Annotated in this window: 15 protein-coding genes and 1 pseudogene; 8 read left to right on the forward strand and 8 right to left on the reverse strand. The window is 62.0% G+C overall.

Going from position 1 to position 25131, the window contains the following annotated elements; translation table 11 throughout:
* The first annotated feature begins 16 nt into the window (after positions 1-16).
* From B0G82_RS21345 to B0G82_RS21370, 6 genes are all read left to right on the forward strand, one after another.
* On the forward strand, positions 17-970 hold the full coding sequence (locus B0G82_RS21345; protein ID WP_121308947.1) for a ferritin-like domain-containing protein: 954 nt from the start codon (positions 17-19) through the stop codon (positions 968-970).
* Complete coding sequence (gene iaaH / locus B0G82_RS21350) at positions 951-2405, forward strand: indoleacetamide hydrolase (protein WP_121308948.1); 1455 nt, start codon at positions 951-953, stop codon at positions 2403-2405. The genes B0G82_RS21345 and iaaH overlap by 20 nt, the downstream gene beginning before the upstream one ends.
* Positions 2406-2454: 49 nt before the next feature.
* Positions 2455-3243 carry a CDP-diacylglycerol diphosphatase gene (locus B0G82_RS21355; protein ID WP_121308949.1) on the forward strand — a complete coding sequence of 263 codons (789 nt, stop codon included), beginning with the start codon at positions 2455-2457 and terminating at the stop codon, positions 3241-3243.
* 151 nt (positions 3244-3394) lie between these two features.
* Positions 3395-4468: a fatty acid desaturase gene (locus B0G82_RS21360; protein ID WP_121308950.1), complete on the forward strand. Its 1074-nt coding sequence runs from the start codon at positions 3395-3397 to the stop codon at positions 4466-4468.
* Positions 4422-5177, forward strand: a complete 756-nt coding sequence (locus B0G82_RS21365; RefSeq protein WP_121308951.1) for an integrase arm-type DNA-binding domain-containing protein — start codon at positions 4422-4424, stop codon at positions 5175-5177. Before B0G82_RS21360 ends, B0G82_RS21365 begins: the two co-directional genes overlap by 47 nt.
* Positions 5178-5805: 628 nt before the next feature.
* On the forward strand, positions 5806-6987 hold the full coding sequence (locus B0G82_RS21370) for a porin (RefSeq protein ID WP_116145379.1): 1182 nt from the start codon (positions 5806-5808) through the stop codon (positions 6985-6987).
* A gap of 198 nt (positions 6988-7185) precedes the next feature.
* Here the strand turns inward: B0G82_RS21370 and B0G82_RS21375 are convergent, their stop codons facing one another.
* Positions 7186-8181, reverse strand: coding sequence for a LysR family transcriptional regulator (locus B0G82_RS21375; protein ID WP_116145381.1), 996 nt, complete (start codon positions 8179-8181; stop codon positions 7186-7188).
* A 405-nt stretch (positions 8182-8586) separates the two neighbouring features.
* On the opposite strand from B0G82_RS21375, the gene hfq reads away from it, so the two are divergent.
* Complete coding sequence (hfq, locus tag B0G82_RS21380; protein WP_121308952.1) at positions 8587-8877, forward strand: RNA chaperone Hfq; 291 nt, start codon at positions 8587-8589, stop codon at positions 8875-8877.
* A 470-nt stretch (positions 8878-9347) separates the two neighbouring features.
* Here the strand turns inward: hfq and B0G82_RS21385 are convergent, their stop codons facing one another.
* Positions 9348-10616, reverse strand: coding sequence for an IS256 family transposase (locus B0G82_RS21385; protein ID WP_121306985.1), 1269 nt, complete (start codon positions 10614-10616; stop codon positions 9348-9350).
* Positions 10617-11352: 736 nt separating this feature from the next.
* On the opposite strand from B0G82_RS21385, the gene sulP reads away from it, so the two are divergent.
* Entirely contained in the window at positions 11353-13113 is a 1761-nt protein-coding gene (gene sulP, locus B0G82_RS21390; protein ID WP_121308953.1) for a sulfate permease, read from the forward strand.
* A gap of 63 nt (positions 13114-13176) precedes the next feature.
* Here sulP and B0G82_RS40160 read toward each other — a convergent pair.
* From B0G82_RS40160 to B0G82_RS21420, 6 genes and pseudogenes are all read right to left on the reverse strand, one after another.
* Positions 13177-13467 (reverse strand): annotated as a pseudogene (locus B0G82_RS40160) (hypothetical protein); the annotation flags it as partial.
* Between the two features lie 176 nt (positions 13468-13643).
* Positions 13644-15734: an isoamylase gene (locus B0G82_RS21400; protein WP_116145383.1), complete on the reverse strand. Its 2091-nt coding sequence runs from the start codon at positions 15732-15734 to the stop codon at positions 13644-13646.
* The gene (locus B0G82_RS21405) at positions 15721-18219 is read right to left on the reverse strand and encodes a glycogen/starch/alpha-glucan phosphorylase (protein ID WP_121308954.1); all 2499 of its coding nucleotides are present in this window, start codon (positions 18217-18219) and stop codon (positions 15721-15723) included. Before B0G82_RS21405 ends, B0G82_RS21400 begins: the two co-directional genes overlap by 14 nt.
* 18 nt (positions 18220-18237) lie before the next feature.
* Positions 18238-20067 (reverse strand): PTS glucose transporter subunit IIBC, encoded by a 1830-nt coding sequence (ptsG, locus tag B0G82_RS21410; protein ID WP_116145387.1) that lies wholly within the window; start codon positions 20065-20067, stop codon positions 18238-18240.
* A gap of 22 nt (positions 20068-20089) precedes the next feature.
* The gene (gene ptsP, locus B0G82_RS21415; protein WP_121308955.1) at positions 20090-22642 is read right to left on the reverse strand and encodes a phosphoenolpyruvate--protein phosphotransferase; all 2553 of its coding nucleotides are present in this window, start codon (positions 22640-22642) and stop codon (positions 20090-20092) included.
* A gap of 91 nt (positions 22643-22733) precedes the next feature.
* Positions 22734-25130 (reverse strand): phosphoketolase family protein, encoded by a 2397-nt coding sequence (locus tag B0G82_RS21420; RefSeq protein ID WP_121308956.1) that lies wholly within the window; start codon positions 25128-25130, stop codon positions 22734-22736.
* Position 25131: the final 1 nt, after the last annotated feature.

Raw genomic sequence — 25131 nt, forward strand, 5'->3', positions numbered from 1 at the left:
CCTCTGTACGCCTGCCATGTCCGACACACTGACAGATGTTGCCGAAGACCGTACCCTGCGCCACTGGACATTCCGCGACCCCGCCCGCGTGAAGATCGGTTCCGAGGCGCACAAGCAGATGTTTTGCCGCATGCTGCTTGAAACCCACAACCCTTATAAACCGGCCGTGCTCGATTGGCCGCCCTTGCCGCCCGATGCGCTTGAGCGGCTCTGTTCGCTGCCTATCTGGGACATCGCGGTGCAGACCGAAGGCCGCGCGTCGATCGCCGTTCATACCTACGCCGCGCAATTGCGCGATCCCCTGCTGCGCGAAGCCATCACCATGGGCGGCGACGAAGAAGCGCGTCACAAGCACGTGCTGTCCAGGCTGATCGCCGCCTATGGCATCGAGATCGCGCCCGAGCCCGACTATCCGCCGCCACGCGACGCCGAATGGGAATGGATGCGCACGGGCTATAGCGAGTGCATCGACAGTTTCTTTGCGTTCGGGCTATTCCGCTCGGCGCAGGAGTCGGGCTTTTTCCCCGCGGCGCTGGTCGAGACTTTCGAACCTGTGATTCAGGAGGAAGCGCGCCACATTCTGTTTTTCATCAACTGGGTCGCGTGGTATCGGAGCACCATGCCGTTGTGGCGCAGACCGTGGCATTCGCTGCGCGTGGCCGCGATCTGGGTGGTGCTCATCTGGCAGCGCCTCGCGATCGCGCGAGGCATCGACGCGAAAGGCATGGCGCACGATTCGAATTTTCTGCCCGCGAGCAGCGGTGTGATCGGCGAGGCCATGAATGCGCCCGACCTGTTCGCGCTCTGCCTCGCGGAAAATGACCGGCGCATGAGCGGTTACGATGCGAGACTGCTGCGGCCCAGGCTGGTGCCCACGCTGGCCCGCTTCGCCCTGCGCTTCATGAAGCCCGCGCGCCGGGACACCTCATCAGGACAAGGAGACGCCGGCCATGACATGGACCGTCGATGAACAACTCGCGTTGACCGCCACCGAAGCGGTCGCCGCGATCCAGTCCGGCCGCCTGAAGGCCGCCGATTACGTGGCCACCTTGCTCGCGCGCGCGGCGGCGCTTTCGAGCCTCAATGCGCTCACCACGCTCGACCTCGACGGCGCGCTCGCCGCCGCGCGGCGCATCGACGCCTTGCCCGCCGCCGAGAAGGCCCGCTTGCCGCTCGCGGGTTTGCCCGTGGTCGTGAAGGACAACATCAACACGGCGGGCATGCAGACCTCGGCGGGCACGCCGGCTCTCGAAGGCTTCATACCGAAGACCAACGCGCCCTCGGTGCAGCGCCTCGTCGACGCCGGCGCGATCGTGCTCGGCAAGGCGAATATGCATGAACTGGCGTTCGGCATCACGAGCACGAACCTCGCCACGCATGCGGGCCCGGTGCGCAATCCCTACGATCCCTCGCTGATTCCGGGCGGCTCGTCGGGCGGCACCGCGGCGGCGATCGCCGCGCGCATCGTACCCGCGGGTCTCGGCACCGACACCGGCGGCTCGACGCGCATTCCCGCCGCGTTGACGGGCACGGCGGGGTTTCGTCCATCGGTCGGCAATGGCGGCGTCGAACGGCGCTATCACGATCCGCACGCCGTGGTGCCGATCAGCCATACGCGCGACACGGTTGGGCCGATGGCGCGCAGCGTCGCCGATATTGCGCTGCTCGACGGCGTGATCACCGGCGCCGGCGCGTTGCCGGATGTCGCGTTGAACGGCTTGCGCATCGGCTTGCCCGCGCCGCTCTGGCAAGGACTCGAGCGGCAGGTGGATGACGTCGCGCGGGCCGCGTTGCAGCAGCTCGAAGCGGCGGGCGTGGTGTTCGTGCCGGTGGCCATGAGCGAACTGGATGATCTGAACGCCATGGTGGGCGGCCCGATTGCGATCCATGAGCCGCGTGACGACGTGCTCGCCTGGCTCGTCGCCAACGACGCGCCCGTCAAAACCGTCGTCGAACTGGCGGCCCGCATTGCCAGCCCGGACGTGCGCGCGATCTACGACGCCGTGCTCGGTGATGTGCTCGGCGAGCGCTACGAGGACGCGCTGAATCATTGGCGGCCGCGCTTGCAGCAGTACATGGCCGCGACCTTCGCCGACGAGCGCCTCGACGCGCTGCTGTTCCCGACCACGCGTCTCGCCGCCGTGCCGATCGACGAAGTGAACGGTTCGTCGGTCGTATCGATCGACGGCTCGGCGGCCATCGACACCATGGACGCTTTCCTGCGCAACACCGATCCGGCCAGCACCTCGGGCATACCGGGACTTTCACTGCCTGCGGGCATGACCGCGAGCGGCCTGCCGGTCGGACTGGAACTGGACGGCCCGCTCGGCGAGGACCGGCGTCTTCTTGCGATCGGCATTGCGTTCGAACAGCTGCTTGGCGCATTGCCGGCGCCGGTGCTTTGATACCGGAATCACCTTCACAACACCTCCAAAAAACTCAACGAATCCGCCGATGAAAATTCTAATGCCCGCTCTCCCGCGGCGGGCCCTCTTGCGCCATGGCGCGCGAATCGCCGCGGCGTTGACCCTCGCGTTGGCCGCCGGCGCATGCGCGCGCCTCGCCGCGGTCGACTCGAATGCGTTGTGGAAAATCGTCGATCTGCGCTGCGTGCCGTCCCAGCAAGCCACCGGCACGCCGGGTCAATGCACGTTTGTCGATCTGAACAAACGCTACGCTATCCTGAAGGATATCGTCGGACGCTCGCAGCACCTGTTGATTCCGACCGACCGCATTACCGGTATCGAAAGCCCGCTCGTGCTTGCACCACATGCGCAGGATTACTGGGCCGACGCGTGGGACGCGCGGACCTACGTCGAGAAATCGGTCAAGCGCTCGCTGCCCGACAATGAGCTCGGCCTCGAAATCAATTCACAATATCGCCGCACGCAGAACCAGTTGCATATTCATATCGATTGCATGCGCGCCGATATCAGCGAAGCGCTCGCGCGTCACGCCAAAGATTCACCGGATCAATGGCGCTGGGATACGCTCGACGGCGATCGCTACCGCATCATGCGCGTGACCTCGCTTGAAGGCGCCGACAACCCGTTTCGCATCGTCGCGAGAGACAACCAGGGCGCGGCGGCGATGGCCGGGCAAACCATTCTCGTGACCGGCGCGGGACCGTCCGCTGACAAGGACGGCTGGCTGATCGTCAACAGCGGGATCGACGTGGACAACGGCAGCGGCTCGGCCGAAGGCCTCCAGGATCACGCCTGCCACGTGGCGGACGCGCGCTGAGCGTCTGACCAGCAAGCCCTGAAGGCTCGCAGGCGCTTAGGGCCGGCCGCCTTTTCACGTTTTCACAGATGCATTGCTGAACAAATTGGTTCTGGCAACGCGCGGGGGTCCGTAGGATCGGTCTGAACCTGCATTCCGACCGATCCTGTTCATGGCGATTTATCTCGACGACACGCAACGCAACACCGTCGCCCGTCTGGCGACAAGTTGGACATGGCGCACGCAATGGCCGACCTGGGCACTGATCATCACGATCTATGGGGGATGGTTCGGCGTGGCGACACATGCGCGCGAGCTCGGACTGCCGCTCACGACGCTTCTGCTCGCCGTGCTCGGCACGTGGTACATGTCGTTGCAACACGAACTGCTGCATGGGCACCCTACGCGTTCGCCGTTCGTCAATGCCCTGCTCGGTTTCGCGCCACTTGCCGTGTGGTTTCCGTATGGCATCTATCGCGATTCACATCTTCGGCATCACGACGATCCGCATCTGACGCATTCCGAACGCGACCCTGAAAGCTATTTCGTCAGCGCGCTCGTTTGGCGACACACCGGTTGGTCCATTCGCGCGTTGCTGACTTTCCGCAATACGTTTGTCGGCCGTCTGCTGGTCGGGCCGGCGTTCTCCATTGCGGCGGCCGGCGTGGACGCGCTGCGCAAGATCAAATGCGGCGATTGGCGCGATATTCCACTGTGGCTCGCGCACTTCGCCGCCGTTGCTGCGCTCGCAGCGTGGCTGCAACATGCGTGCGGGATCCCGGCGTGGGTCTTTTTTGTGGGCGCGGGCTATGGAGCGCTGTCGTTGAGCTCGATCCGTTCGTTTCAGGAACATCGCGAGGCGCAAGCGCATGAGCATCGCAGCGTTATTAACGAAGCGGCGTGGTTCTGGCGTCTTCTGTTTCTGAACAATAACTATCATCTGGTGCATCACGACTTGCCTCACATTCCCTGGTACGCACTGCGGGGAGTGTATGAAACGTCCCGCCAGCAGTACCTGGAGCGCTCGGGAGGCTTTCTGGTAAAGGGTTACAGCGAATGGATCAAGCGCTATTTTTTGGCCGCAGTTGCTCATCCTGTAACCGCCGGCGGATCCGACGCAAGCCGAAGAAATCCGGGTGCTTCCGGCAGTTTTGCGGGTAATTTGCGGCTCATGGTAGGTATCCGTCAAGGAGAACTCCATGAGGTTCACCTACCCACTCCTGCAAAACGCCAAACGGCGGAGTAAGCCCTATAAAATCCGCGACCGAGACTCTATGTATTTGCGTGTCTCGGTCCCCGGCTCGAAAGTCTGGAAATTTGACTATCGGTTGGATGGCAAGGACTGCAGTTACACTCCAGGCCGATTTCCTGATGTTTCAATAGCCGACGCTCGCGAACTCCGCAACGCTGCGGCCAAGCTGGTGGCTTCTGGCATCCACCCGAAGGCGCACGAGAAGCAACTTCAACAGCAGACTGTCGCACATCAGAAGAACACGCTTTGGTCGGTATGCGGGAAATGGCTGAATGACAACCGTGCCAACTGGACAGCGTACTACCATGGGCAAGCTACCCGTTTCCTTACACGCTACGTGAAGGGTTCGTCACTCGGCGAAACGCCGGTGCGTGATATCACGGTGGCACACGTTTATGACCTGATGCAATCGATTGCGAAGCGCAAAGCGCTTGCGCAAGATGAACGCAAGGCCGAGGGTGCTCCTCATATCGCAATACGTCTGCGCCAACACCTCGACGCAATATTCAGGCGAGCGATTATCAGCGGGCGGGTCGACGCAAATCCTGTTGCGGCGCTTAAACCATCCGACGTAGTAACACTTCCGCCTACGCGCCACAATCGGGCATTGGAAGCTGATGAGCTCAAGCACGTGATGGAGGCACTTTCTGTCACGGGAACTCAGCGCACACGTCTAGCGGCGCACTTACTGTTGCTTACGTGAGTGCGTACTATCGGGGTGCGAGGTACGACATGGAGGGAGATCGATCTTGAATCAGCGATATGGGCCATCCCGGCGGAGCGCATGAAGATGGAGCGTCCGCACGTCGTGCCACTCAGCTCACAGTCAATTGAGATTTTTAAAAAAAGTTCGAGAAAATACTCGACCTACGAACGCTGACAACTACCTCTTCCCGAACGTCAGAAATAACTCCCGGTCCATGGCGGCGACGACAATCAATGCAGCCTTGGTTCGCGCTGGATTTAATCACGAACGCCTTCTTCGGGCACACGGCACATGAGGTACGTGAACTGAACAGACCGTGAGCCGACGTTGGAAGCAAGGATTCCTGACGAATCTGCCCCCCCGATTCTCGCGCTTCGTTCTACGCCTTTCCATGCGTCGCGCCAGCCGACCGTCTAGTACAAGGTGACGCGCATGAATTTAAGCGGTCGCCACAGAAACCGCGGAAACAGAGCAATCCAAATTGATCCGTCGGCGATTCTTTTCCTCGGACAAATATGCGTCAGTGTCAGAAATTCACGACAGGTTACTTTTTTTGCTTCGGTAACCGAACGATGCGGAGTTACCCTCATGTTCGCAACAACAATCATCCTGCCGGGAGAAACGCATGAAACGAATCGCATTGTCGACCTTCTCGCTTGCGCTGCTCGGCGCAACAGGCGCAGCGCATGCACAGAGCAGTGTGACGCTGTATGGCTTGATCGATGAATCAATCCAGTACGTATACCACGCGGACTCGGCGAACAATCATCTGTTTCAAACGTACGCCGGCAACCTGCAGGGCAGCCGCTGGGGCATGAAGGGCACCGAAGACCTGGGCGGTGGCCTGAAGGCTATCTTCCAGTTGGAAAACGGTTTCGACGTGAACACTGGCGGATTGAACCAGGGCGGTCGCCTGTTCGGCCGCCAGGCGTACGTCGGCCTGACGCAGGACCTGTACGGTACCTTCACGTTGGGTCGCCAGTACGACCCGCTTGTCGATATGGTCCAGCCGCTGACGGCTGATAACTACTTCGGCAGCACGTTCACGACGCCGGGCGACGTCGACAACAATGACAACAGCTCCCGTACCAACAGCGCAGTCAAGTACGTATCGCCTGTGTGGAGCGGCTTCCAGTTCGAAGGCATGTATGCATTCGGCGGCGTTGCGGGCTCAACGGGCGCAGGCCAGACGTGGTCGGGTGCGGCGACGTACGCCTTTGGTCCGTTGAGCTTTGCAGCCGGTTACATCCGCATGGAGAACGCTAACTCGGCGGCCGGCCGTGCGAGCACGAGCAATTCGTTGTCGCACTGGGGGTCCAGCGCAACGTCCGACGGTACGTTCGACTCAGCCATCAACGGCGGATACTCATCGGCCAAGTCGATCGACATCACATCGGCAGCAGCCCAGTACGTCACGGGTCCGTTCACTTTCAATATCCGTTATAGCTTCGCGCAGTACAAGCCAGACGGCTTCTCGCTCTTCCAGAATCAGGAGAAATTTCACGTCGCCGGCGGCTACGCGGGTTACCAGCTCACGCCTGCCATGCTGATCGGTCTGGGCTACATCTACACGCACGGCGCTGGCGACACGTCGGCTACGTATCACCAGGGTTCGCTGGGTGCGGACTACCTCCTGTCGAAGCGTACCGACCTGTACCTGATTGGCGCTTACCAGCACGCAAACGGTACGCAACGAGCGGCCGACGGAAGCCACGTCACGGCGGATGCTTCGGTTGGCTCATACGGATTAACGGCAGGATCCAGCTCGCAAGCGATTATCAGCCTGGGTATCCGTCACAAGTTCTAGGAGAAATGCATTGGATGCGGCCAGTGACGTCTGGCCGCGGCACGAAGCCGGCCCCAGGACGCGAGCCCGCAGGTTGGCTTTTCTGCTGTCATCTTGTCGACTTTGCAAGAGGACGCGTCACCGTGGACGGTCACCACTTTCTCGGATTAGGACCTCTATCCACTCTCTGTCCCTCCGACTCCAAAAGTAGCTTTCATATCAGGCATCCTGGTTTCCTCTTTTTTGTACGTCGTGTGCGGACATTGCTTCATCGCCAGAGGCCGGCGCCAGGTGAGGCGTGAACGCGGCCTCGTCCCGTACGAGACGCTGGGGTAATGTTTCCTTGAGAAATTCGACCCATGTACTTACTTTCTTATCGTGAGAGCGCGGCGAAGAAAGAAGCACGTAGGCATTGCGCGCCTGCATCCTGTACCTGGGCAAGACGTGCATCATTGTTCCAGCCTGTAATTTCTGCATCCCCGCCCGCAGCGGCAATGGGCCTATACCAAGACCAGCCTCAATTGCATCAGCGAGTACATCGCTCAGGTCGCTATGAAGAATCGGGTCGCCGACCGAACACGTTTCGTGGCCAAATGGCCCCTCGAACTGCCATTGCCCGGATGACACGTCGCCGGCGTGATCAAAGCACCGATGTTGTTTGAGGTCGCAAGGTGTCTTTGGCACGCCGTATCGCGCCAGATAGACGGGTGCAGCACATAGGATCGAAGAAACTGCCCCAAGTCGCTCGGAGACTATGCCAGGGCCGGGCGGTTCCGACGAGCAAAGCAGTACGACGTCGTAGTCGCCGGGCAGCCCGTCCTGCATCTGCGGCAACAGTGTCACGCTCGCCGAAACCTGAGGGAATCGCTCCAGGTAGCTCGAAAGTAGCCCTGATAGGTGATATCGGTCAAAACTCGCGGATACGCCGATCCTAAGTGTTCCGGCCGGTTCAGCGCCCACTTCCGATGCCTCCGCCTCCGCCTGTGCCAACTGATTCAGTATCACGTCGCAGTGCGAAAGATATCGCTCCCCTGCCTGAGTCAATGCCACGCGCCGGGTCGTCCTCTGCAACAGACGTACCTGCAGGTGCGTCTCAAGATCTGCGATAGCACGCGAAACCTGAGAAGTAACGAGGTTGAGTTCTTGCGCTGCCGCCGTAAAGCTGCCAACTGATGCAACTCGGGAAAAGGCACGTATGGCTTGCAGCATATCCATGAGTCGCCTTCAATCTGTTAAGGCGTTTCAGTTCGTCAATTGTGAGAAACCAACCCGACACGCCAGCGGCACATGCCGGCCCTTTTTTTGGGCAATTCGGATGTGCCCCACTAAGTACTTTAGTCGAAAGAGCGCGCGGTTTTCGCGTGGCTCGTTGATAGAATAACAATCTTATTCTCGTTGCCTCGCAATACTTGTGTCCTGCCCTGGTTGGCGCGTTCGAGCAGTATCCGCTTAGGGCAGAGCGATAATGCTACCTTCGCCATGACCGGAGAAATGCACCCGGTCCGTGTTCGCGCCATGCGATCAGCGCCGCCGGGTGAGACTAACGCACTTATCTGGACTGGCTCGGTGGCTTCAGGTGTCGCCGGTACGACCGAAGCATCTATCGCATGGACTTCGAACATGACTACACGCCCGGACGTACAGGACGTACAGGACGATTTTTTGCACATGCTTATAAAGAACAAGGCCGCCGTGAACGTGTTCCTTGTGAACGGCATAAGACTGAGCGGTCAACTGGCCGCCTTTGACAGATTTTCAATTCTGCTAGTGTCTGGCTCAGGTTCGCAACTTGTTTTTAAACATGCCATATCGACCGTGCTGCCCGTCAATGGCATGGGCCAAGTACGTAAGCCCAACGAGGCGCCGTTAGCTGGTAACACGACGGACCAATTACGGCGCCGTGTCCGATGAGAACTGCCATGACACGTTGCCGCTACGCCAGTCCTCTCATTCTCACTGACGCTCCGTTCTCATCTTGATTGCCGCGCGGCATGAAGAACCGCGCACCGGCCGACGGGTCAAAGAACAGTTTTCATAGGGCTCCGAGACGCCGATTTCTGGCCCGAGCCCCAAGCGGTTGGCGCCTATGTTGCCCAGCCGGGAAGGGAGATACTGACCGGTCGGAGCCGACATTTTCACACTGATGCTGGCCGAGGTAACTTGCTCGCGTCAGGTGGACTCCTCGCGCGTAAGCTGGACTACCGTTGAAGTTCCACGCGAAGCGCGGTTTCAGAGCGCCAATGCCGGCGCGATGCACCTGGGTTGGCGCGCCAATGACGACACCGCTTAGATTGGCGTTTTCTACAGGGCGTATCACGGGGCCACCGAATACCGCCTCGGGAGGTGTCAGAAATTTCGTGTGCTGAGGCCGGTTAAAAATCTCAGCTGATGGCGGCGGTGAATCGCTCACCGAACAGAATGGCGAACTGATTGACAGCTTGCCGCCAGGTGATAGGCGGCATCTTCCAATCCTTTTCAATGTTGCGCAAGGCCAGATACAGCAGTTTGCTGGCGGCTTCGTCGCTCGGGAAGTGGCCACGATTCTTGACGATCTTGCGCAACTGCATGTGCATGCTCTCGATGGCGTTGGTCGTATAAACGATTCGACGCACCTCGTGAGGATAGGCAAAGAAGGGAATCACCTGCTCCCATTGGCGTTGCCACATGGCCGGGACGGTAGGGAATTTGCGGCCCCATTCGCTTTGCGCAAAGGCCTCGAGCGCCGCGGCCGCCGCTTCAGCCGAGGCGGCCTGATAGATCGGCCTGAGCGCGGTAGCCAGCGGCTTACGGTCCTTCCAGCTCGCCAGATTCAGCGAATTACGGATCAGATGCACGATGCAGGTCTGGATCTGCGCGGCCGGAAACACCGCCTCGATGGCCTCCGGGAACCCACGCAGGCCGTCGACCACCGCAATCAGGATGTCGTGCAAACCGCGATTCTTCAACTCGTTGAAAACCTTCAGCCAGAACTTGGCGCCTTCGGTTTGTTCGATCCACAAGCCCAGCACTTCCTTGCGGCCGTCAGCCCGAATGCCCAGCGCCAGGTACACCGCCTTGTTCCTGACCGTGCCCTCGTCGCGGATCTTCAGTCGAAGTGCGTCGAAATACACAATCGGATACATCGCGTCGAGCGGGCGTTGTTGCCACTGCTCGACCTCAGCCAGCACCTCGTCGGTGACCGTGGAAATCAGATCGGGCGACACTTCCAGGCCATACAGCTCCAGCAGGTGAGCCTGGATCTCGCGTACGCTCATGCCGCGCGCGTACATGCTGATGACGTGGTCGTCGAATCCCGCCAGCCGGCGCTGGTACTTGCCGACCAGTTGCGGCTCGAACGTCGCCTGCCGGTCTCGCGGGATATCCAGCGTCAGTTCGCCGTTGGGTGTGAGCACTGTCTTGCGGCTCGTACCGTTGCGGTGGTTGCCGGCGCTGCCTTGCTCCGCCTCGCTCTCCAGGTGATGCGTCAGCTCCGCGGCCAACATGCGCTCAGCCAGTTGCTTCTTCAGTTGCCCGGCCAGGCCCGATTCCCCGAGAACCGACTCGGCGTTCCTGTTCTGCACCTGCGCCAGCAGTTGATCGATCAGCTCATCGGGGAACAGCTTCGGCGCCTTCGGGTTCTTGCTCTTCTTGGTCACTGTTGTTTCGGTCATTGGACGTTATTTCCGTTATCGTCTCATGACCTCGACACACTAAAAATCTGACAGGCTCCCGCCTCGCCGTACTGGTGCCGATGCCCCATCACCCTCCTCCGTCAAATTCAGGCCGCAGATCATGCCGACTGTCACGTGCTCGGCTTGCTCCCGCATACCGGGGCGCCAGTCGCACGGGAGGAGGTGTCCGAATTGGCTGCGCCATCACTGACGACCCCATGCGCGTATGCCCGAGCATCGTCGATGTCGACACGCGACAGGCAGCATAAAACCGCGTAAACTCACTTTCACCGACATGACTGGAAGCCCACCATGGTCACCACGAAAACTGTCCGACGGGCATTTTCGGGCCTGACTTCAGCGTTCAAGCCCAAAGCCAACGCTCGCATTACGCGCACACTCAAAAATGCCCAGCGACACGCCGACGATGCGTGGAAGGGGACAATGCACGGCGTGCACGACCCCTCCCGTCACAAGGGGTATGGGCGATGATTGGCGGATGACATGGGCGTCTTGCGGCATCGCTTGCACCGCAATGCCGCGCGTCTTCGATTACGCCGACCCCGAAGTTTCCCGCTCGCTTTTGCGCTCCCGTTACTGTTGCGCCAGATGGCGTGAGCCCGCGTGCAACGTTGTGTGCCTTTGCGTCATCCGGGTCCTTGCGGCGATACCCTATCCCCGGCCTGACGGCAGTTTTTGAGCGGTGCAACCGCGAGTGGGTTTTTGTCCACGAACCATGTCATCCGATCAACCTCTTCAACCACGGCAGCGCGCCGACAGCATCCCCAAAAGGTGGCTGCGCTATGTGCCCGGCGTCGCGATGCTCAAGGGCTATCACGCCACGTGGCTCAGGAACGACATCACCGCGGGCCTTGTGCTGACCACGATGCTCGTTCCGGTCGGCGTCGCTTATGCTGAGGCGTCGGGCGTGCCCGGCGTGTGCGGCCTGTATGCGACCATTGTCCCGCTGCTCGCCTATGCAATCTTCGGCCCAAGCCGCATTCTCGTGCTTGGCCCCGACTCCGCGCTCGCCGCACCAGTGCTCGCTGTCGTCGTGCTGAGCGCGTCGGGGGAGCCGTCGCGCGCGATCGCCGTGGCGAGCATGATGGCGCTCATCTCAGGACTTGTGTGCGTCGTCTTCGGCGTGTTGAAGCTCGGTTTCGTGACTGAGCTGCTGTCCACGCCGATTCGATACGGCTACATGAACGGCATCGCGCTGACGGTACTGATCAGCCAGTTGCCGAAGCTGTTTGCGATATCGTTCGAAGATCACGGGCCGCTGCGGGATCTGCTCAATCTCATCAAAGCTGTCGGCGCCGGGCAGGCGAACTGGTATAGCTTTTCGGTCGGCGCGGGCAGTCTCGCGCTCATTCTGCTGCTCAAGCGCTTTGACAAGGTGCCGGGCATCCTGATCGCCGTCGTGCTCGCGACGCTGTGCGTGAGCGTGTTCCAGCTCGATCGCATGGGCGTGAAAGTACTAGGCACCATTCCGCAGGGATTGCCCACGTTCGCGCTGCCCGTTGTAAGCGACGTCGATTTCGGGCGCATCCTGCTGGGCGGTTGCGCGGTCGCGCTGATTTCCTTCGCCGACACGAGTGTGCTGTCGCGCACGTTTGCCGCGCGCTCCAACATGCGAGTCGATCCGAATCAGGAAATGATTGGACTGGGGGTCGCCAATCTCGCAACCGGGCTCTTCCAGGGCTTTCCGATCAGCAGCAGTTCATCGCGCACGCCGGTTGCGGAAGCTGCAGGCGCCCGGACGCAGGTGACGGGCATCGTCGGCGCGCTCGCGGTCGCGGCCGTTCTGCTCGCGGGACCAAATCTGCTGCGCCATCTTCCGAGTAGCGCACTCGCCGCAGTCGTGATCGCCGCGGCGATCGGCCTCTTCGAGTTCAGCGAGCTTAAGCGCATCTATCGCATTCAGCAATGGGAGTTCTGGCTGTCGATTTGCTGCTTCGCCTTCGTCGCGGTGTTCGGCGCGATTCCCGGCATCTGCATTGCGGTGGTCATCGCTATCATCGAATTTCTATGGGACGGATGGCGTCCCCATTACGCCGTACTCGGCCGCGTCGACGGACTGCGCGGCTATCATGACATGAAGCGTTACCCGCACGCGACACAGATTCCGGGACTGCTGCTGTTTCGCTGGGATGCGCCGCTCTTCTTCGCGAACGCAGAATTGTTCCAGGAGCGCGTGATCGAGGCGGCGCAGCAGGCCACTACGCCCGTCAAACGAGTCGTCGTGACTGCCGAGCCGGTGACGAGCGTGGACGTCACCTCGGCCGACATGCTGCGCGAGCTGCACCGCACGTTACAGGACCGCGGCATCGAGCTGCATTTCGCCGAGATGAAAGACCCCGTCCGTGACAAGCTCAGGCGCCTGGAGCTGTCGCCGATCTTTCCCGATGCGTGCTTTCATCCGACCATAGGCAGCGCGGTCGATGCGTACCTTGATGCCGCGGGTGCAGGCCAGACGCCTGCGTCTGACCATCGTTGAGCGCGTCGAGAGCGAAAATCAATCGTCATCGCAGCGCGGGTTGCCCCCTGTCGCGCTGCCACATTAATTGTTGGCGACGCAATAGCGGAGAGGACAGACGCCTGCCCAGAAAACGGACGGAATTTGGGCGGCGTCAGTGAAACAACGCCGGGCGGCGAAGCGTGTGGCGAGCTGGTTGCGACAGAGTGAGGCGCACAGCAGGTGCCGCTTGAGCGCGAAGTGCTGACGGATCGGACCGAAGCTCGACCAGAAAACCTGCGTGCGTTCAGGATCACGGAAGCCGCGCGTGCGTCGCTCACGTTCGCGCGCCGGCTGATAACTGTTTTCAGCGCGGCTATTGATTCGCGCGCTGGCGGCTGAGTAGGCCACATGAGGCGCTTGCCACCGTCGGGCAGATCGTACGTCTCCTTCGGCGGACCGAGCTTCGCGATAACCACCTGTTCATTCATCCCCATTTGCACACGCTGCTCCGGTTGTGCGCAAGCGCCGAGCACGAGCGCAACGGCGCACACGCCATGCGTCGCGTGCATTCATCGTGATTCAAGCACCACGACACTGCGCGCCTCTACACGGCAGGTAACGCGCTCGACGCGGGCTGTTTCAACAGTCGAGACAATGTCCGCCGGTGGTTCCGCGGCCGTATCGACCATCCGCCGCCACTTCGCGTCGTCGAGGGCGGGAAGCTCTGCATCGCGCGCATCCGCGTTCATGTTGAGGACGATGTGCAACATGGGTTCGCCCGGCGCATGTCCCGCAAGCGTGAACGCCACCAGCCGGGCGCCCGGGTCGCCCCATGCGGGAACGCCGAGCCGTTCGCCATGCCAGGCGACATCGGGATGCGTTTGCCCATGCCCGGCGCGGCCCGTGAGGAACCGCCGACGGCGCAGGCTCGCGTGACGCCTGCGAAGCCCGATCATCTCGCGCACGAAACGCAGCATGTCGAGCGCGCCATCGGAGAAGTGCCAGTCCATCCACGATAGCGCGTTGTCCTGACAGTACGCATTGTTGTTGCCGCGCTGGCTACGCAGGATTTCGTCGCCGGCGAGCAGCATCGGCACGCCCTGGCTTAGCAACAGGATCGCCATGAAGTTGCGCGCCTGCCGCAAACGCAGGCCGGCGGTAGACGGATCGTCCGTGTCGCCCTCGGCGCCGCAGTTCCACGACAGGTTCTCGTTGCTGCCATCGCGGTTGTCGTCGCCGTTCGCCTCGTTGCGCTTCGCGTCGTAGCTGACGAGATCGCGCAACGTGAAGCCGTCGTGGCAGGTCACGAAGTTGATGCTGTTTGCGGGCAGTCTGCCGTCCGCTTCATAGAGATCCGCGCTTCCCGCGAGGCACGTGCACATCAGGCCGATCAGTCCCGGATCGCCCCGCACGAAACGGCGGATCACATCGCGGTAGCGGCCGTTCCATTCGGCCCACGCCATGCCCGGAAACGCACCGACGTGATACAGACCCGCCGCGTCCCACGCCTCGGCGATCAGCGGCACGCGCCCGAGCACTGGCGACGCTTCCATCGCCCACGGCAACGGTGGCGTACGCAGCAGCGCGCCGCCTTCGCCGCGCGTGAAGACGCTCGCCAGATCAAAGCGAAAGCCGTCCACCCCGAGTTCCTCCACCCAGTACTCGAGGCAGTGGAGGATGAACGCCGACACCAGCGGATGATTGCAGTTGACCGTATTGCCACAGCCGGTGTAGTCGAGATAACGCCCACCGTCCGCCGGATCGACGTGATAGAAGACTTCGTTGGCGAGCACCTTGAAATTGATCACCGGACCGCTCAGTCCCGCTTCCGCGGTGTGATTGAACACCACGTCAAGCAGCACGCAAATGCCGGCCGCGTGCATCGCGTCGATCAGCGCGCGAAATTCCTGCGGTGCTCGCTCAGGCTCGACGCAATAGCGCGGATGCGGACTGTAGAAGCTGTGGGTACTATAGCCCCAGTAATTGACGAGCCCTTTGGCGGCGGCCGATGCCGGCACGTCCTGCTCATCGAAGGCCATCACAGGAAGCAGTTCGACGTGCGTGATGCCCAGCTCCTTCAGATAAGGGATCTTCTCGATCAGCCCCGCGAACGTGCCCGGATGTCGTACGCCGCTCGATGGATCGCGTGTGAAGCCGCCGACATGCAATTCGTAGATAACCGCGTCGTCGAGCGTGCGCACGGCCACCTCTTCGCGTTTGTCCAGCGGTTCGGTGACGATGGCTCTATAGGACGTATGCCCGGGCTCGTGCCCATCGGCTGCGGGCTCGCGCCGCCACTGGCGGTCGCTGACCGCGCGCGCGGCGGGGTCGAGCAACTCGCGACGGCCCAGTGCCTCGTCGTCGAGTTGCGGCACGCCATGACGGCCGTAGGCGCGCCACGTGTAGCAACACGGCACAGGAAGCGCTTCGACCAGCACATGCCAGAAATAGAACGTGCGGTTCCTTTCGGGCGTGAGTCCGATGATCTGAAACGGCTCGATGCTATCCGTGGAAGCGTAAAGCAGTAGTTCGAGGTGAGTCGCATGCCGGCAAAAAATGCAGAAGTTGACCCCCTCCGGCACGACCGACGCACCGAGCGGAAATCGCGAACCGGGCCGCGCCTCGTAGCCGCGCGTAATGTCGGTGTTACGGCTGACCAAGGTCGATCCTCACCGCATGCGCATTCCAGATGCGCTCGCAATACTCGCTGATCGCGCGATCCGACGAGAACTTACCCGAGCGTGCCGTGTTCATGATCGACATTCGCGTCCAGCTGCTCGAGTCGCGCCACGCGTCGCTGACGCGTTGCTGACACGCGACGTAATCCGCGAAATCGGCCAGCACGAGGAATGGGTCCGCGTGCAGCAGATTGTCGACGAGCGGCCTGAACACGTCCGCATCGCCGCGCGAGAAGCGCCCTTGTGCGATCTGCGCGAGCGCTTCGCGCAAGTCGTCGTTGGATTGCAGGTAGTCGGACGGGCGATAGCCGTTGCGCTTGGCCTCTTCGACTTGCTGCGCGGTCAAGCCGAACAGGAAGAAATTGTCGGCGCCCGCTTCTTCGCGGATCTCCACGTTCGCACCGTCGAGCGTGCCGATCGTCACCGCGCCGTTCATCATGAACTTCATATTGCCCGTGCCCGATGCTTCCTTGCCCGCTGTTGAAATCTGTTCGGACAAGTCCGCGGCGGGATAGACCCAATGTCCGTTCTTGACGTTGAAGTCCGGATAGAAGACCACTTTCAGCCGGCCGTCGATCAGCGGATCATGATTGACGACTTCCGCGATGCCGGTGACAAGGCGGATCATCAGCTTGGCCATCGCGTAGCCCGGCGCGGCCTTGCCGCCGAAGATGAAGCAGCGCGGCGCGATGTCGAGCGCGGGATTGCGGCATAGCTGGTGATACAGACTGATGATGTACAGCGCGTTCAGATGCTGGCGTTTGTATTCGTGAATGCGCTTGACCTGAATGTCGAACAGCGCGGTCGGATCGACGTCGATGCCCGTTGCGCTCGCGATCCGCGCCGCGAGCGCGGCCTTGTTGTCGCGCCGGATCGCGCGCCACACTTCATGAAAGCCGGCATCGTCGGCGTATGCAGCAAGTGCGTCGAGCTGCGTGAGATCGGTGCTCCATTCGTGGCCGATCGTTTGATCGAGAAGACGCGTGAGACCAGGGTTGCTCAACATCAGGAAGCGGCGCGGCGTCACGCCGTTCGTGACGTTGAGAAAGCGCTGCGGATATATCTCGGCGAAATCGCGAAGCACGGTTTGGCGTAGCAGATCCGAATGCAACGCGGCCACGCCGTTGACCGCATGACTGCCAACCGTGGCCAGATGCGCCATGCGCACTTTCTTGTCGCCGCGTTCGTCGATCAGCGACATACGCGTCACGCGCGCGTCGTCGCCGGGAAAAATGCGCCGCACGTCGTCAAGAAAACGTCGATTGATTTCGTAGATGATTTCGAGCGGGCGCGGCAACAGGCTCTGAAACAGCGGCAGACCCCAGGTTTCGAGCGCCTCGGGCAACAGCGTGTGATTGGTGTACGCGAAGGTGCGCTGCGTGATGTCCCACGCGGTATCCCACGAAAGCCCGCGCACGTCCAGCAGCAGACGCATCAACTCGGCCACCGCGATCGACGGATGCGTATCGTTGAGTTGCGCGGCGAACAGGTCCGCGAAATGGTCGATCGAAGTGCCCTTCAGTTCCATCAGCCTCAGCATGTCCTGCAGCGAACACGAAACGAAGAAGTACTGCTGCGCGAGACGCAGGCGCTTGCCCGCTTCTGGCTCGTCGTTCGGATAGAGCACCTTCGACAAGGTTTCCGACACGACTTTTTCCTGCACCGCCTCGTAGTATTGGCCGGCGTTGAAGTCCTGAAAGTCGAACGACTCCACCGCTTCGCTCTTCCACAGCCGCAGGACATTGCAGGTATCGACACGATAGCCCTGCACTGGCAGATCGCAGGCGACGCCCTTCACTTGCCGCGCCGGTATCCAGCTCACGCGCAGGCGGCCTTCGTCGTCAGTCTGCTGCTGTGTGTATCCGCCGAAGCCTACGTAGTGGCTCACATCCGGCCGCACGATTTCCCATGGGTTGCCGTTCTGCAGCCATTTGTCGGTCACCTCAACCTGCCAGCCGTCGCGAATCTCCTGATCAAAGATGCCGAACTCGTAGTGGATGCCGTAACCGATTGCCGGTATTTCGAGTGTCGACAGCGAATCCATGTAGCACGCGGCAAGGCGTCCAAGTCCGCCGTTGCCGAGTCCCGGCTCTTCCTCGATCGCGAGCAGCACGTCGAGATCCTGGCCGAGCGCGTGCATGGCTTCGCGCGCTTCGTCTTGCATGCCGAGATTGAGCAGATTATTGCCGAGTTGCGGTCCGATCAGGAACTCCGCCGACAGATAGCAGGCCACCTTGACGTCCTTCGCCGCATAGACTTTCGTCGATGCAGCCCAGCACGCGAGCATGCGATCACGCACGCTGAAGGCGAGCGCCATGTACCAGTCGTGCGGGCCCGCAATGTCCGGGTAGCGCCCCGCGCGGCAAATCAGATTCCTCACCACGTCGTGCTGGAATGCGTAGCCGCTCACATCGAGCGACGCGGCTTTCACGTTCGAAGCCGCATCCGCTACGGAAACATCGTTCATGATCGCTTCCCTCGCATGTCATGCCGGAGTTGGATGGCCTGTCGGTGTCCAGTGCAGCGCATTCGCGAGATTCTCGGCGCCGAGTCCGACCAGCAGGTCGATCGCGCCGTTCTTCAACGCTTGCGTGGCAGGCACACCCGCAGCCTTGAGCGCCGCCGCGTCGATCCGCGAGATGTCGGACAGCTCGACGCGTAAGCGCGTGGCTGCTAGCGCTTCAAGCTTGATGATATTGGCCGCCCCGCCGAGTGCCGCGCGAATCCTCTCCGCACGCGCGATTTCCTGCGCCGAGCTTTGCGCTGAACCCGCCAGCACCGCAGCAGCCGTAGCGCCCGCGTTAGCCATTGGTTCGTCCGGTGTGACGGGCGTGCCGGCCGGGGCCAGGTCGGCGTCGCTGCCTGCCGTCTTCAGATACTCCTGCATGTCGGTTTTCAGGTTCTCCGACAGCGGCCCGAAGATCGCCTGCACGCCATTGCCGACGCGCATCACGCCCGCTGCACCGAGTGCTTTCAGCTTTGCTTCGTTGACGCGCGCGGGGTCTTTCACGGATACGCGCAGACGCGTAATGCACGCGTCGAGACTGGTGATGTTCGAGCGTCCGCCGAACGCAAGCACCAGTTCGCGCGGACGCCCGCCTGTGCCGCTCGTGGCGGGCGGCGCCGTTTCGACCGTGTCGTCCTCACGGCCGGGCGTCTTCAGGTTGAAGCGCGTGATGAAGAAGCGGAACACGCCGTAATAGATCACCGCGTAAATTGGGCCGAGAACGAAAACGTACCAGGCGTGGGTGCCCTTATTACCGACCAGGTTAAACATCAGGAAATCGATCCCGCCTTGCGAGAACGTAAAGCCCATGCGCATGCCCAGCGTGTTCGCGACGAACTGCGCCGACGCCGCGAGGCACGCGTGGATGAAGTAAAGGAGCGGCGCGACGAACAGAAACGCGAATTCGATCGGCTCGGTGATGCCGGTGAGAAACGACGTCAGCGCGGCCGAAATCATCATGCCGCCGACGGCCACTTTCTTCTCCGGGTTCGCGCAGTGCCAGATCGCGATCGCCGCCGCGGGCAGACCGAACATCTTGAACAGGAATGCGCCCGCGAGGATGCCCGCGCTCGGATCGCCCGCAAAGAAACGGGTGATGTCGCCGTGCACCGTCTTGCCGGTCGTCGGATCGAGGTAACTACCCATTTCGAAGAAGAACGGTACGTTCCAGATGTGATGCAGGCCGAACGGAATCAGCAGACGCTCGACGAAACCGTAAACAGTTGCTGCGGTGCGCGGGTCGGACACCGCCGCCCAGTGCGAGAATGCCTTGATGCCGCTGCCGATCGGCGGCCATATGAAGGACAGGATGCCGCCGAGCACGATTGCGCCGATCGCCGTGACGATCGGCACGAAGCGCTTGCCCGCGAAGAAGCCGAGATACGACGGCAATGTGATCCGATAGTAGCGGTTGAACATCCACGCCGCGAGGCCACCGGCCAGGATGCCGCCGAACACGCCGGTCTGGATCGACGGGATGCCCATGATCATGTCGGGCTCGATGCCTTCGACCTTCGCGATGACGCCGAGCGTCGCCGTCATCACCAGATAGCCGATCGTCGCGGCAATGCCCGAGACGCCGTCGTTCTCGGTGAAGCCGAGCGCGACACCGATCGCGAAGATCAGCGGCAGGTTCGCGAAGATCACGTCGCCCGAGTTCTTCATCAGCGCGAGCACGACCGCCGGCACGTAACCGTGAAAGTCGGTTGCGCCGAGACCGAGCAGCAGGCCGGCCACTGGCAGTACCGCGACCGGCAGCATCAGCGACTTGCCGACCTTCTGCAAGACTCCGAACGCATGCGAAAACATGGCAGGTCTCCTCTTGATCCGCTCAGTCGGAAAAACGGGAAAGTTGCGCGCGGACTTCCGCGGCGGTGCCCAGACGCAGCACGTCGGCGGCGAGCTTGCTGGCCTCGGCCATCGTCAGCCGCGCAAGCTGGGCCTTGACCGAACCGATAGCGGGAATGCTGACCGACAGCTCGTCGATGCCGAGGCCCGCGAGCACGGGCACGGCCATCGCGTCCGACGCGATGCCGCCGCAAATGCCGACCCATTTGCCGTGCCGGTGCGCGCCCTCGACCGTCATGCCGATCAGACGTAGTACCGCAGGGTGAAGCGCATCGGCCTGCTTTGCGAGTTGAGGATGACCACGGTCCATCGCGAGCGTGTATTGCGTCAGGTCGTTCGTGCCGATCGAGAAGAAGTCGACTTCGCGCGCGAGCGGCTCGGCGATCAGCGCGGCAGCAGGCACTTCGATCATCACGCCGACCTTGACGCTCGCCGCGTGGTCGCCGGCTTCTTCGAGCAGGATTTTGCGCGCGGCCTTCACTTCCTCGACCGTCGCGATCATCGGGAACATCACGTGCAGATTGCCAAGCGGCGCCGCGCGCAGGATCGCGCGCAATTGCGTGCGGAAAATGTCGGGACGTGCCAGGCTCACCCGCACGCCGCGCAAACCGAGGAACGGATTGTCTTCCTTCGGCAGGGGCAGATACGACAGCGGTTTGTCGCCGCCGACGTCGAGCGTGCGGACCACAAGCGGACGTTCGCGGCCGAGCGCCTCGGCTACCGCACAGTATTCGGCGGCCTGCTCGTCTTCGGATGGCGCGGTGTCGCGCGCATCGAACAGGAACTCGGAGCGCAACAGGCCCACGCCTTCGGCGCCGGCCGCCACCGCGTCGCGCGCCTCCTGCGCATTGCGGATGTTCGCGACGACCTCGATGCGGTGGCCGTCGGCCGTCATTGCGAGCTTGCTCGCCGCGAGCTTTTCGGCTTCGCGTTTGGCGGCCTGGCGCCCGATGCGTTCGTGCGCCTGCGCCAGTTCGTCGGCGCTCGGGTGGCGCCGCAAGCGGCCGCGCGAACCGTCGAGCACGACGGGGGTGCCGTCGGCGACTTGCAGCGCGCGGGCATCGATACCGCAAATCGCGGGAATGCCGAGCGAACGCGCGAGGATCGCAACATGACTCGTCGCCCCGCCGGTCGTCGTGCAGAAGCCGAGCACCTTGCTGCGATCGAGCGACGTGGTGTCAGACGGAGACAGTTCTTCGGCAACCAGAATCGAGTCCTGCGGCACGTCGATTTGCGCCTGCCTGACGCCCGCGAGCAACGCGAGCACCCGCCGGCCGACGTCGCGGACATCGCCCGCACGTTCGCGCAGCAGCGGGTTGTCGAGCTTCCCAAGCGTGCTCGCCTGGCTCTGGAAAGCCTCGCGCCACGCGAAGCCCGCGCTCTTGCCTTCGCTGATGCTGGCGATCGCCATATCGCTCAGGTCGGGGTCGTCCAGCAGTTCGAGATGCGCAGCCAGAATCTGCGCCTTCGACGCATCGGCGAGCGTCGCTTTCAGCGCTTCGATTTGCTGACGCGCCTGGTGCCGCGCCGCTTCGAGTTTCGCGCGCTCGCGTTGCGGCGATTCGCCCGCTTCGTTCACGTCGATCACTTGCTGGCGGAACTGCACCACGTTGCCGACGGCGAGTCCCGGCGAAGCGCAGACCCCGGTGAACTCGTTAGGGTCGGCCTCGGTGCCTGCGGCGCGGGTGGCGATTGGCTCGGCGCTTGAAACCGGAGGTACTGGATTTGCCGCAGACGCGGGTGCGTCGCCGGGCTTTTCGCCAGAACCGTCGGCGAGCAGTCGCGCAAGCACGCTCGCTGCTTCCGCTGCGTCGGGCCCGCGGGCCTCGACGCGCAGCTTGTCTCCGAGCGTGGTGGCGAGCCCCATGATCGCGACGACCGACTTCGCGTTGACGCTGTCGCTGCCGCGCAGCAGGCGGATCTCGGACGTAAACTTCTTCGCTTCCACAGCGACGACGGCGGCGGGCCGCGCATGCAGGCCCGCCGGATTGGGCAGCGTGATTTCGCCAGAGAGGATTGCGCGGGCCGCCCCCGCCGTCTCCTTGTCCGCGATGCTGCCGGCCAGCTCGACATACAGGGCCGTGTCGGTGCCCGCGTTGACGAGGCCTTTAGCGGGCACATAGCGGGTGACGAGTTCGCCGTTGGCGATCACCATCTGCGTGAGCAAGCTGCTTGCCTTCGCACCGACCACCACCGGGTCGAAGCGGATCAGCGGCGTGCCGACCGCGACGGTGTCGCCTTCCTTGACGAGCGGCATGAAGCCCTCGCCGCGCAACAGCACGGTGTCGAGCCCGATGTGCAACAGGACTTGCAGCCCGTTCTCGCCGGTGATCGTCAGCGCATGGCTCGCGCTATGCAATTGTGTGACTTTGCCGGAAAGCGGCGCCAGCAACTCATCCGACGTCGGATCGATCGACACGCCGTCGCCGACCATCTTCTGCGCGAAGACCGGATCGGGCACGCTATCCAACGGCACCAGCACGCCCGAAAGTGGCGCGCTCAACGCGATGCGCAGGGGACCCTCAGGAGCTTTCATTGCGACAACTCCTAATGCTTTTGACGCTCGCCAGAAAGAGTTTGATTCGAGCCATGCGAGCGCGAGATGCACGGCGCAGACGACGAACCGGTCAATACGGCCACACCCATTCGGAAATCTCCGGGCTATCGGTGCCGTGCTCGTGCGCGTAATTCATGTTGAGGATAATTGCATTCCTCATGTCGTCTCGCAGATGCGCGGTTCTGCCCTGCAAGCGCGGCACGCGGTCGAGCACGTCGAGCACCAGGTTGAAACGGTCCACCTTGTTGAGAATCGCGAGTTCGAGCGGCGTATTGATGTTGCCTTTCTCCGTGTAGCCGCGAACGTGCAGATTCTCGTGATTGCGAAAACGATATGCGAGCTTGTGAATCAGCCACGGGTAGCCGTGAAAATTGAAAATCACGGGCTTATCGACCGTAAACAGGCTGTCGAACTCGCGCTCGGTAGAGCCGTGCGGATGCTCTGTCACCGGCTGCATCCTGAACAGATCGACCACGTTCACGAAGCGCAGTCGCAGTTCGGGCAGACGCTCGCGCAAAATAGCCGTCGCCGCGAGTGCTTCCTGCGTGGCGACGTCTCCGCATGAAGCCATCACCGCATCGGGCTCCACATCTTCGTCATTGCTCGCGCGCCGCCACACGCCCATGCCCTTCGCGCAATGGACGACCGCTTCGTCGATGGTCGTAAATTGCAGATGCTTCTGCTTGTCCGCGACGATTACATTGATGCAATCGGTCGAGCGCAGGCATTGATCCGCCACGACGAGCAGCGTATTGGCGTCAGGCGGTAAATAGACGCGCGTGACCGACGGGCTCTTGTTGGTCACGAGATCGATGAACCCGGGGTCCTGATGCGAGAAGCCGTTATGATCCTGACGCCATACCGTCGAAGAAAGCAGAATGTTCTCCGAGGCCACGGAAGCGCGCCACGGCACATGATTCTTGCACACGTCGAGCCACTTCGCGTGCTGGTTGAACATCGAGTCCACCACGTGCGCGAACGCTTCGTAAGTGTGAAAGAAGCCATGACGGCCGGACAGCAGATAGCCTTCGAGCCAGCCCATCAACGTGTGTTCCGAGAGCATCTCCATCACGCGGCCGTCGCGCGCGAGTTCGCCGCCGTCGTCGTCCTCGGGCAGCATGTCGGCCATCCACACTTTCTTGCTGACCTCGTAAATGGACTGCAAACGGTTGGATGCGGTCTCGTCAGGGCCAAAGACGCGAAACGTGTCCATGTTGCAGCGCATCGTGTCGCGCAGGAACTGGCCGAGCGGCTGGGTGTTCTCGCGCAACACCTTGCCGGCGTGCGTGACCTCAACCGCGTAGTCGCGGAAATCCGGCAGCTTCAACTCGCGGCGCAGTACGCCGCCGTTCGCATGCGGATTGGCGCTCATGCGGCGTGACCCTTGCGGCGCAAGCTCGCGCAGTTCGGCGAGCAACTGGCCGTTGTCGTCGAACAACTCTTCGCCCTTGTAGCTGCGCAGCCAGCTTTCCAGCAGTTCGAGATTCGCGGGGTTGCCGCGCACATCGGAAAACGGCACCTGATGCGAGCGCCACGAGCCCTCGACCTTGTGGCCGTTGATTTCCTTCGGTCCCGTCCAGCCCTTCGGCGAGCGCAGGATGATCATCGGCCAGCGCGGGCGCTCGGTGTTGCTGTTTGCGCGCGCTCTTTCGTGAATCGCGCGGATTTCGCCGATGACCGTATCGAGCGTGCTGGCCATCTTCTGATGCATCTCTGACGGGTCCGATCCCTCGACGAAGTACGGCGTATAACCGTATCCCTCGAATAGTGCCGCCAGTTCTTCATGGCTGATGCGCGAGAGGATCGTCGGATTGGCGATCTTATAGCCGTTCAGGTTCAGGATCGGCAGTACGGTGCCATCGCGCGCGGGATTGATGAACTTGTTCGAATGCCACGCGGTAGCAAGCGGACCTGTCTCGGCCTCGCCATCGCCGACTACGCAGGCCACGATCAGATCGGGGTTGTCGAGTGAGGCGCCATAAGCATGCGAGAGGCTGTAACCGAGTTCACCACCTTCGTGAATCGAGCCGGGTGTTTCGGGCGTCACATGCGAGCCAATATGCCCCGGAAACGAGAACTGCTTGAAGAATTTCCGCATGCCTTCGGCGTCTTCGCTTTTGTCCGGATACACCTCCGAGTAGGTGCCTTCCAGATAGGCGGGGCCCAGTACGCCCGGCGCACCGTGTCCGGGGCCGGCCATGAAGATCACGTCGAGATCGTCGCGCTTGATCACGCGATTCAAATGGGCCCAGACAAACGACAGCGCGGGGCTTGCGCCCCAGTGTCCGAGCAGACGGTGCTTTACATGGTCGACTGTCAGGGGTTCACGCAAAAGCGCGTTGTCCCTGAGATAAATCATCCCGACCGAAAGATAATTGCAGGCCCGCCACCAGGCGTCGATGCGCCCAAGTTCGTCGCTGGAAAGCGTGGAGGGATACGAAGCGTCCGATGCGCCATCGTTGCTCATG

Origin of the sequence: Paraburkholderia sp. BL17N1 (assembly GCF_003634175.1) — a bacterium.
Taxonomy (GTDB): Bacteria; Pseudomonadota; Gammaproteobacteria; order Burkholderiales; family Burkholderiaceae; genus Paraburkholderia.

Bases quoted from the DNA above. Each gene is read 5' to 3' on its own strand.
- B0G82_RS21345 (WP_121308947.1), top strand. From the start codon at position 17: ATGTCCGACACACTGACAGATGTTGCCGAAGACCGTACCCTGCGCCAC.
- iaaH (WP_121308948.1), top strand. From the start codon at position 951: ATGACATGGACCGTCGATGAACAACTCGCGTTGACCGCCACCGAAGCG.
- B0G82_RS21355 (WP_121308949.1), top strand. From the start codon at position 2,455: ATGAAAATTCTAATGCCCGCTCTCCCGCGGCGGGCCCTCTTGCGCCAT.
- B0G82_RS21360 (WP_121308950.1), top strand. From the start codon at position 3,395: ATGGCGATTTATCTCGACGACACGCAACGCAACACCGTCGCCCGTCTG.
- B0G82_RS21365 (WP_121308951.1), top strand. From the start codon at position 4,422: ATGAGGTTCACCTACCCACTCCTGCAAAACGCCAAACGGCGGAGTAAG.
- B0G82_RS21370 (WP_116145379.1), top strand. From the start codon at position 5,806: ATGAAACGAATCGCATTGTCGACCTTCTCGCTTGCGCTGCTCGGCGCA.
- B0G82_RS21375 (WP_116145381.1), bottom strand. From the start codon at position 8,181: ATGGATATGCTGCAAGCCATACGTGCCTTTTCCCGAGTTGCATCAGTT.
- hfq (WP_121308952.1), top strand. From the start codon at position 8,587: ATGACTACACGCCCGGACGTACAGGACGTACAGGACGATTTTTTGCAC.
- B0G82_RS21385 (WP_121306985.1), bottom strand. From the start codon at position 10,616: ATGACCGAAACAACAGTGACCAAGAAGAGCAAGAACCCGAAGGCGCCG.
- sulP (WP_121308953.1), top strand. From the start codon at position 11,353: ATGTCATCCGATCAACCTCTTCAACCACGGCAGCGCGCCGACAGCATC.
- B0G82_RS21405 (WP_121308954.1), bottom strand. From the start codon at position 18,219: ATGAACGATGTTTCCGTAGCGGATGCGGCTTCGAACGTGAAAGCCGCG.
- ptsG (WP_116145387.1), bottom strand. From the start codon at position 20,067: ATGTTTTCGCATGCGTTCGGAGTCTTGCAGAAGGTCGGCAAGTCGCTG.
- ptsP (WP_121308955.1), bottom strand. From the start codon at position 22,642: ATGAAAGCTCCTGAGGGTCCCCTGCGCATCGCGTTGAGCGCGCCACTT.
- B0G82_RS21420 (WP_121308956.1), bottom strand. From the start codon at position 25,130: ATGAGCAACGATGGCGCATCGGACGCTTCGTATCCCTCCACGCTTTCC.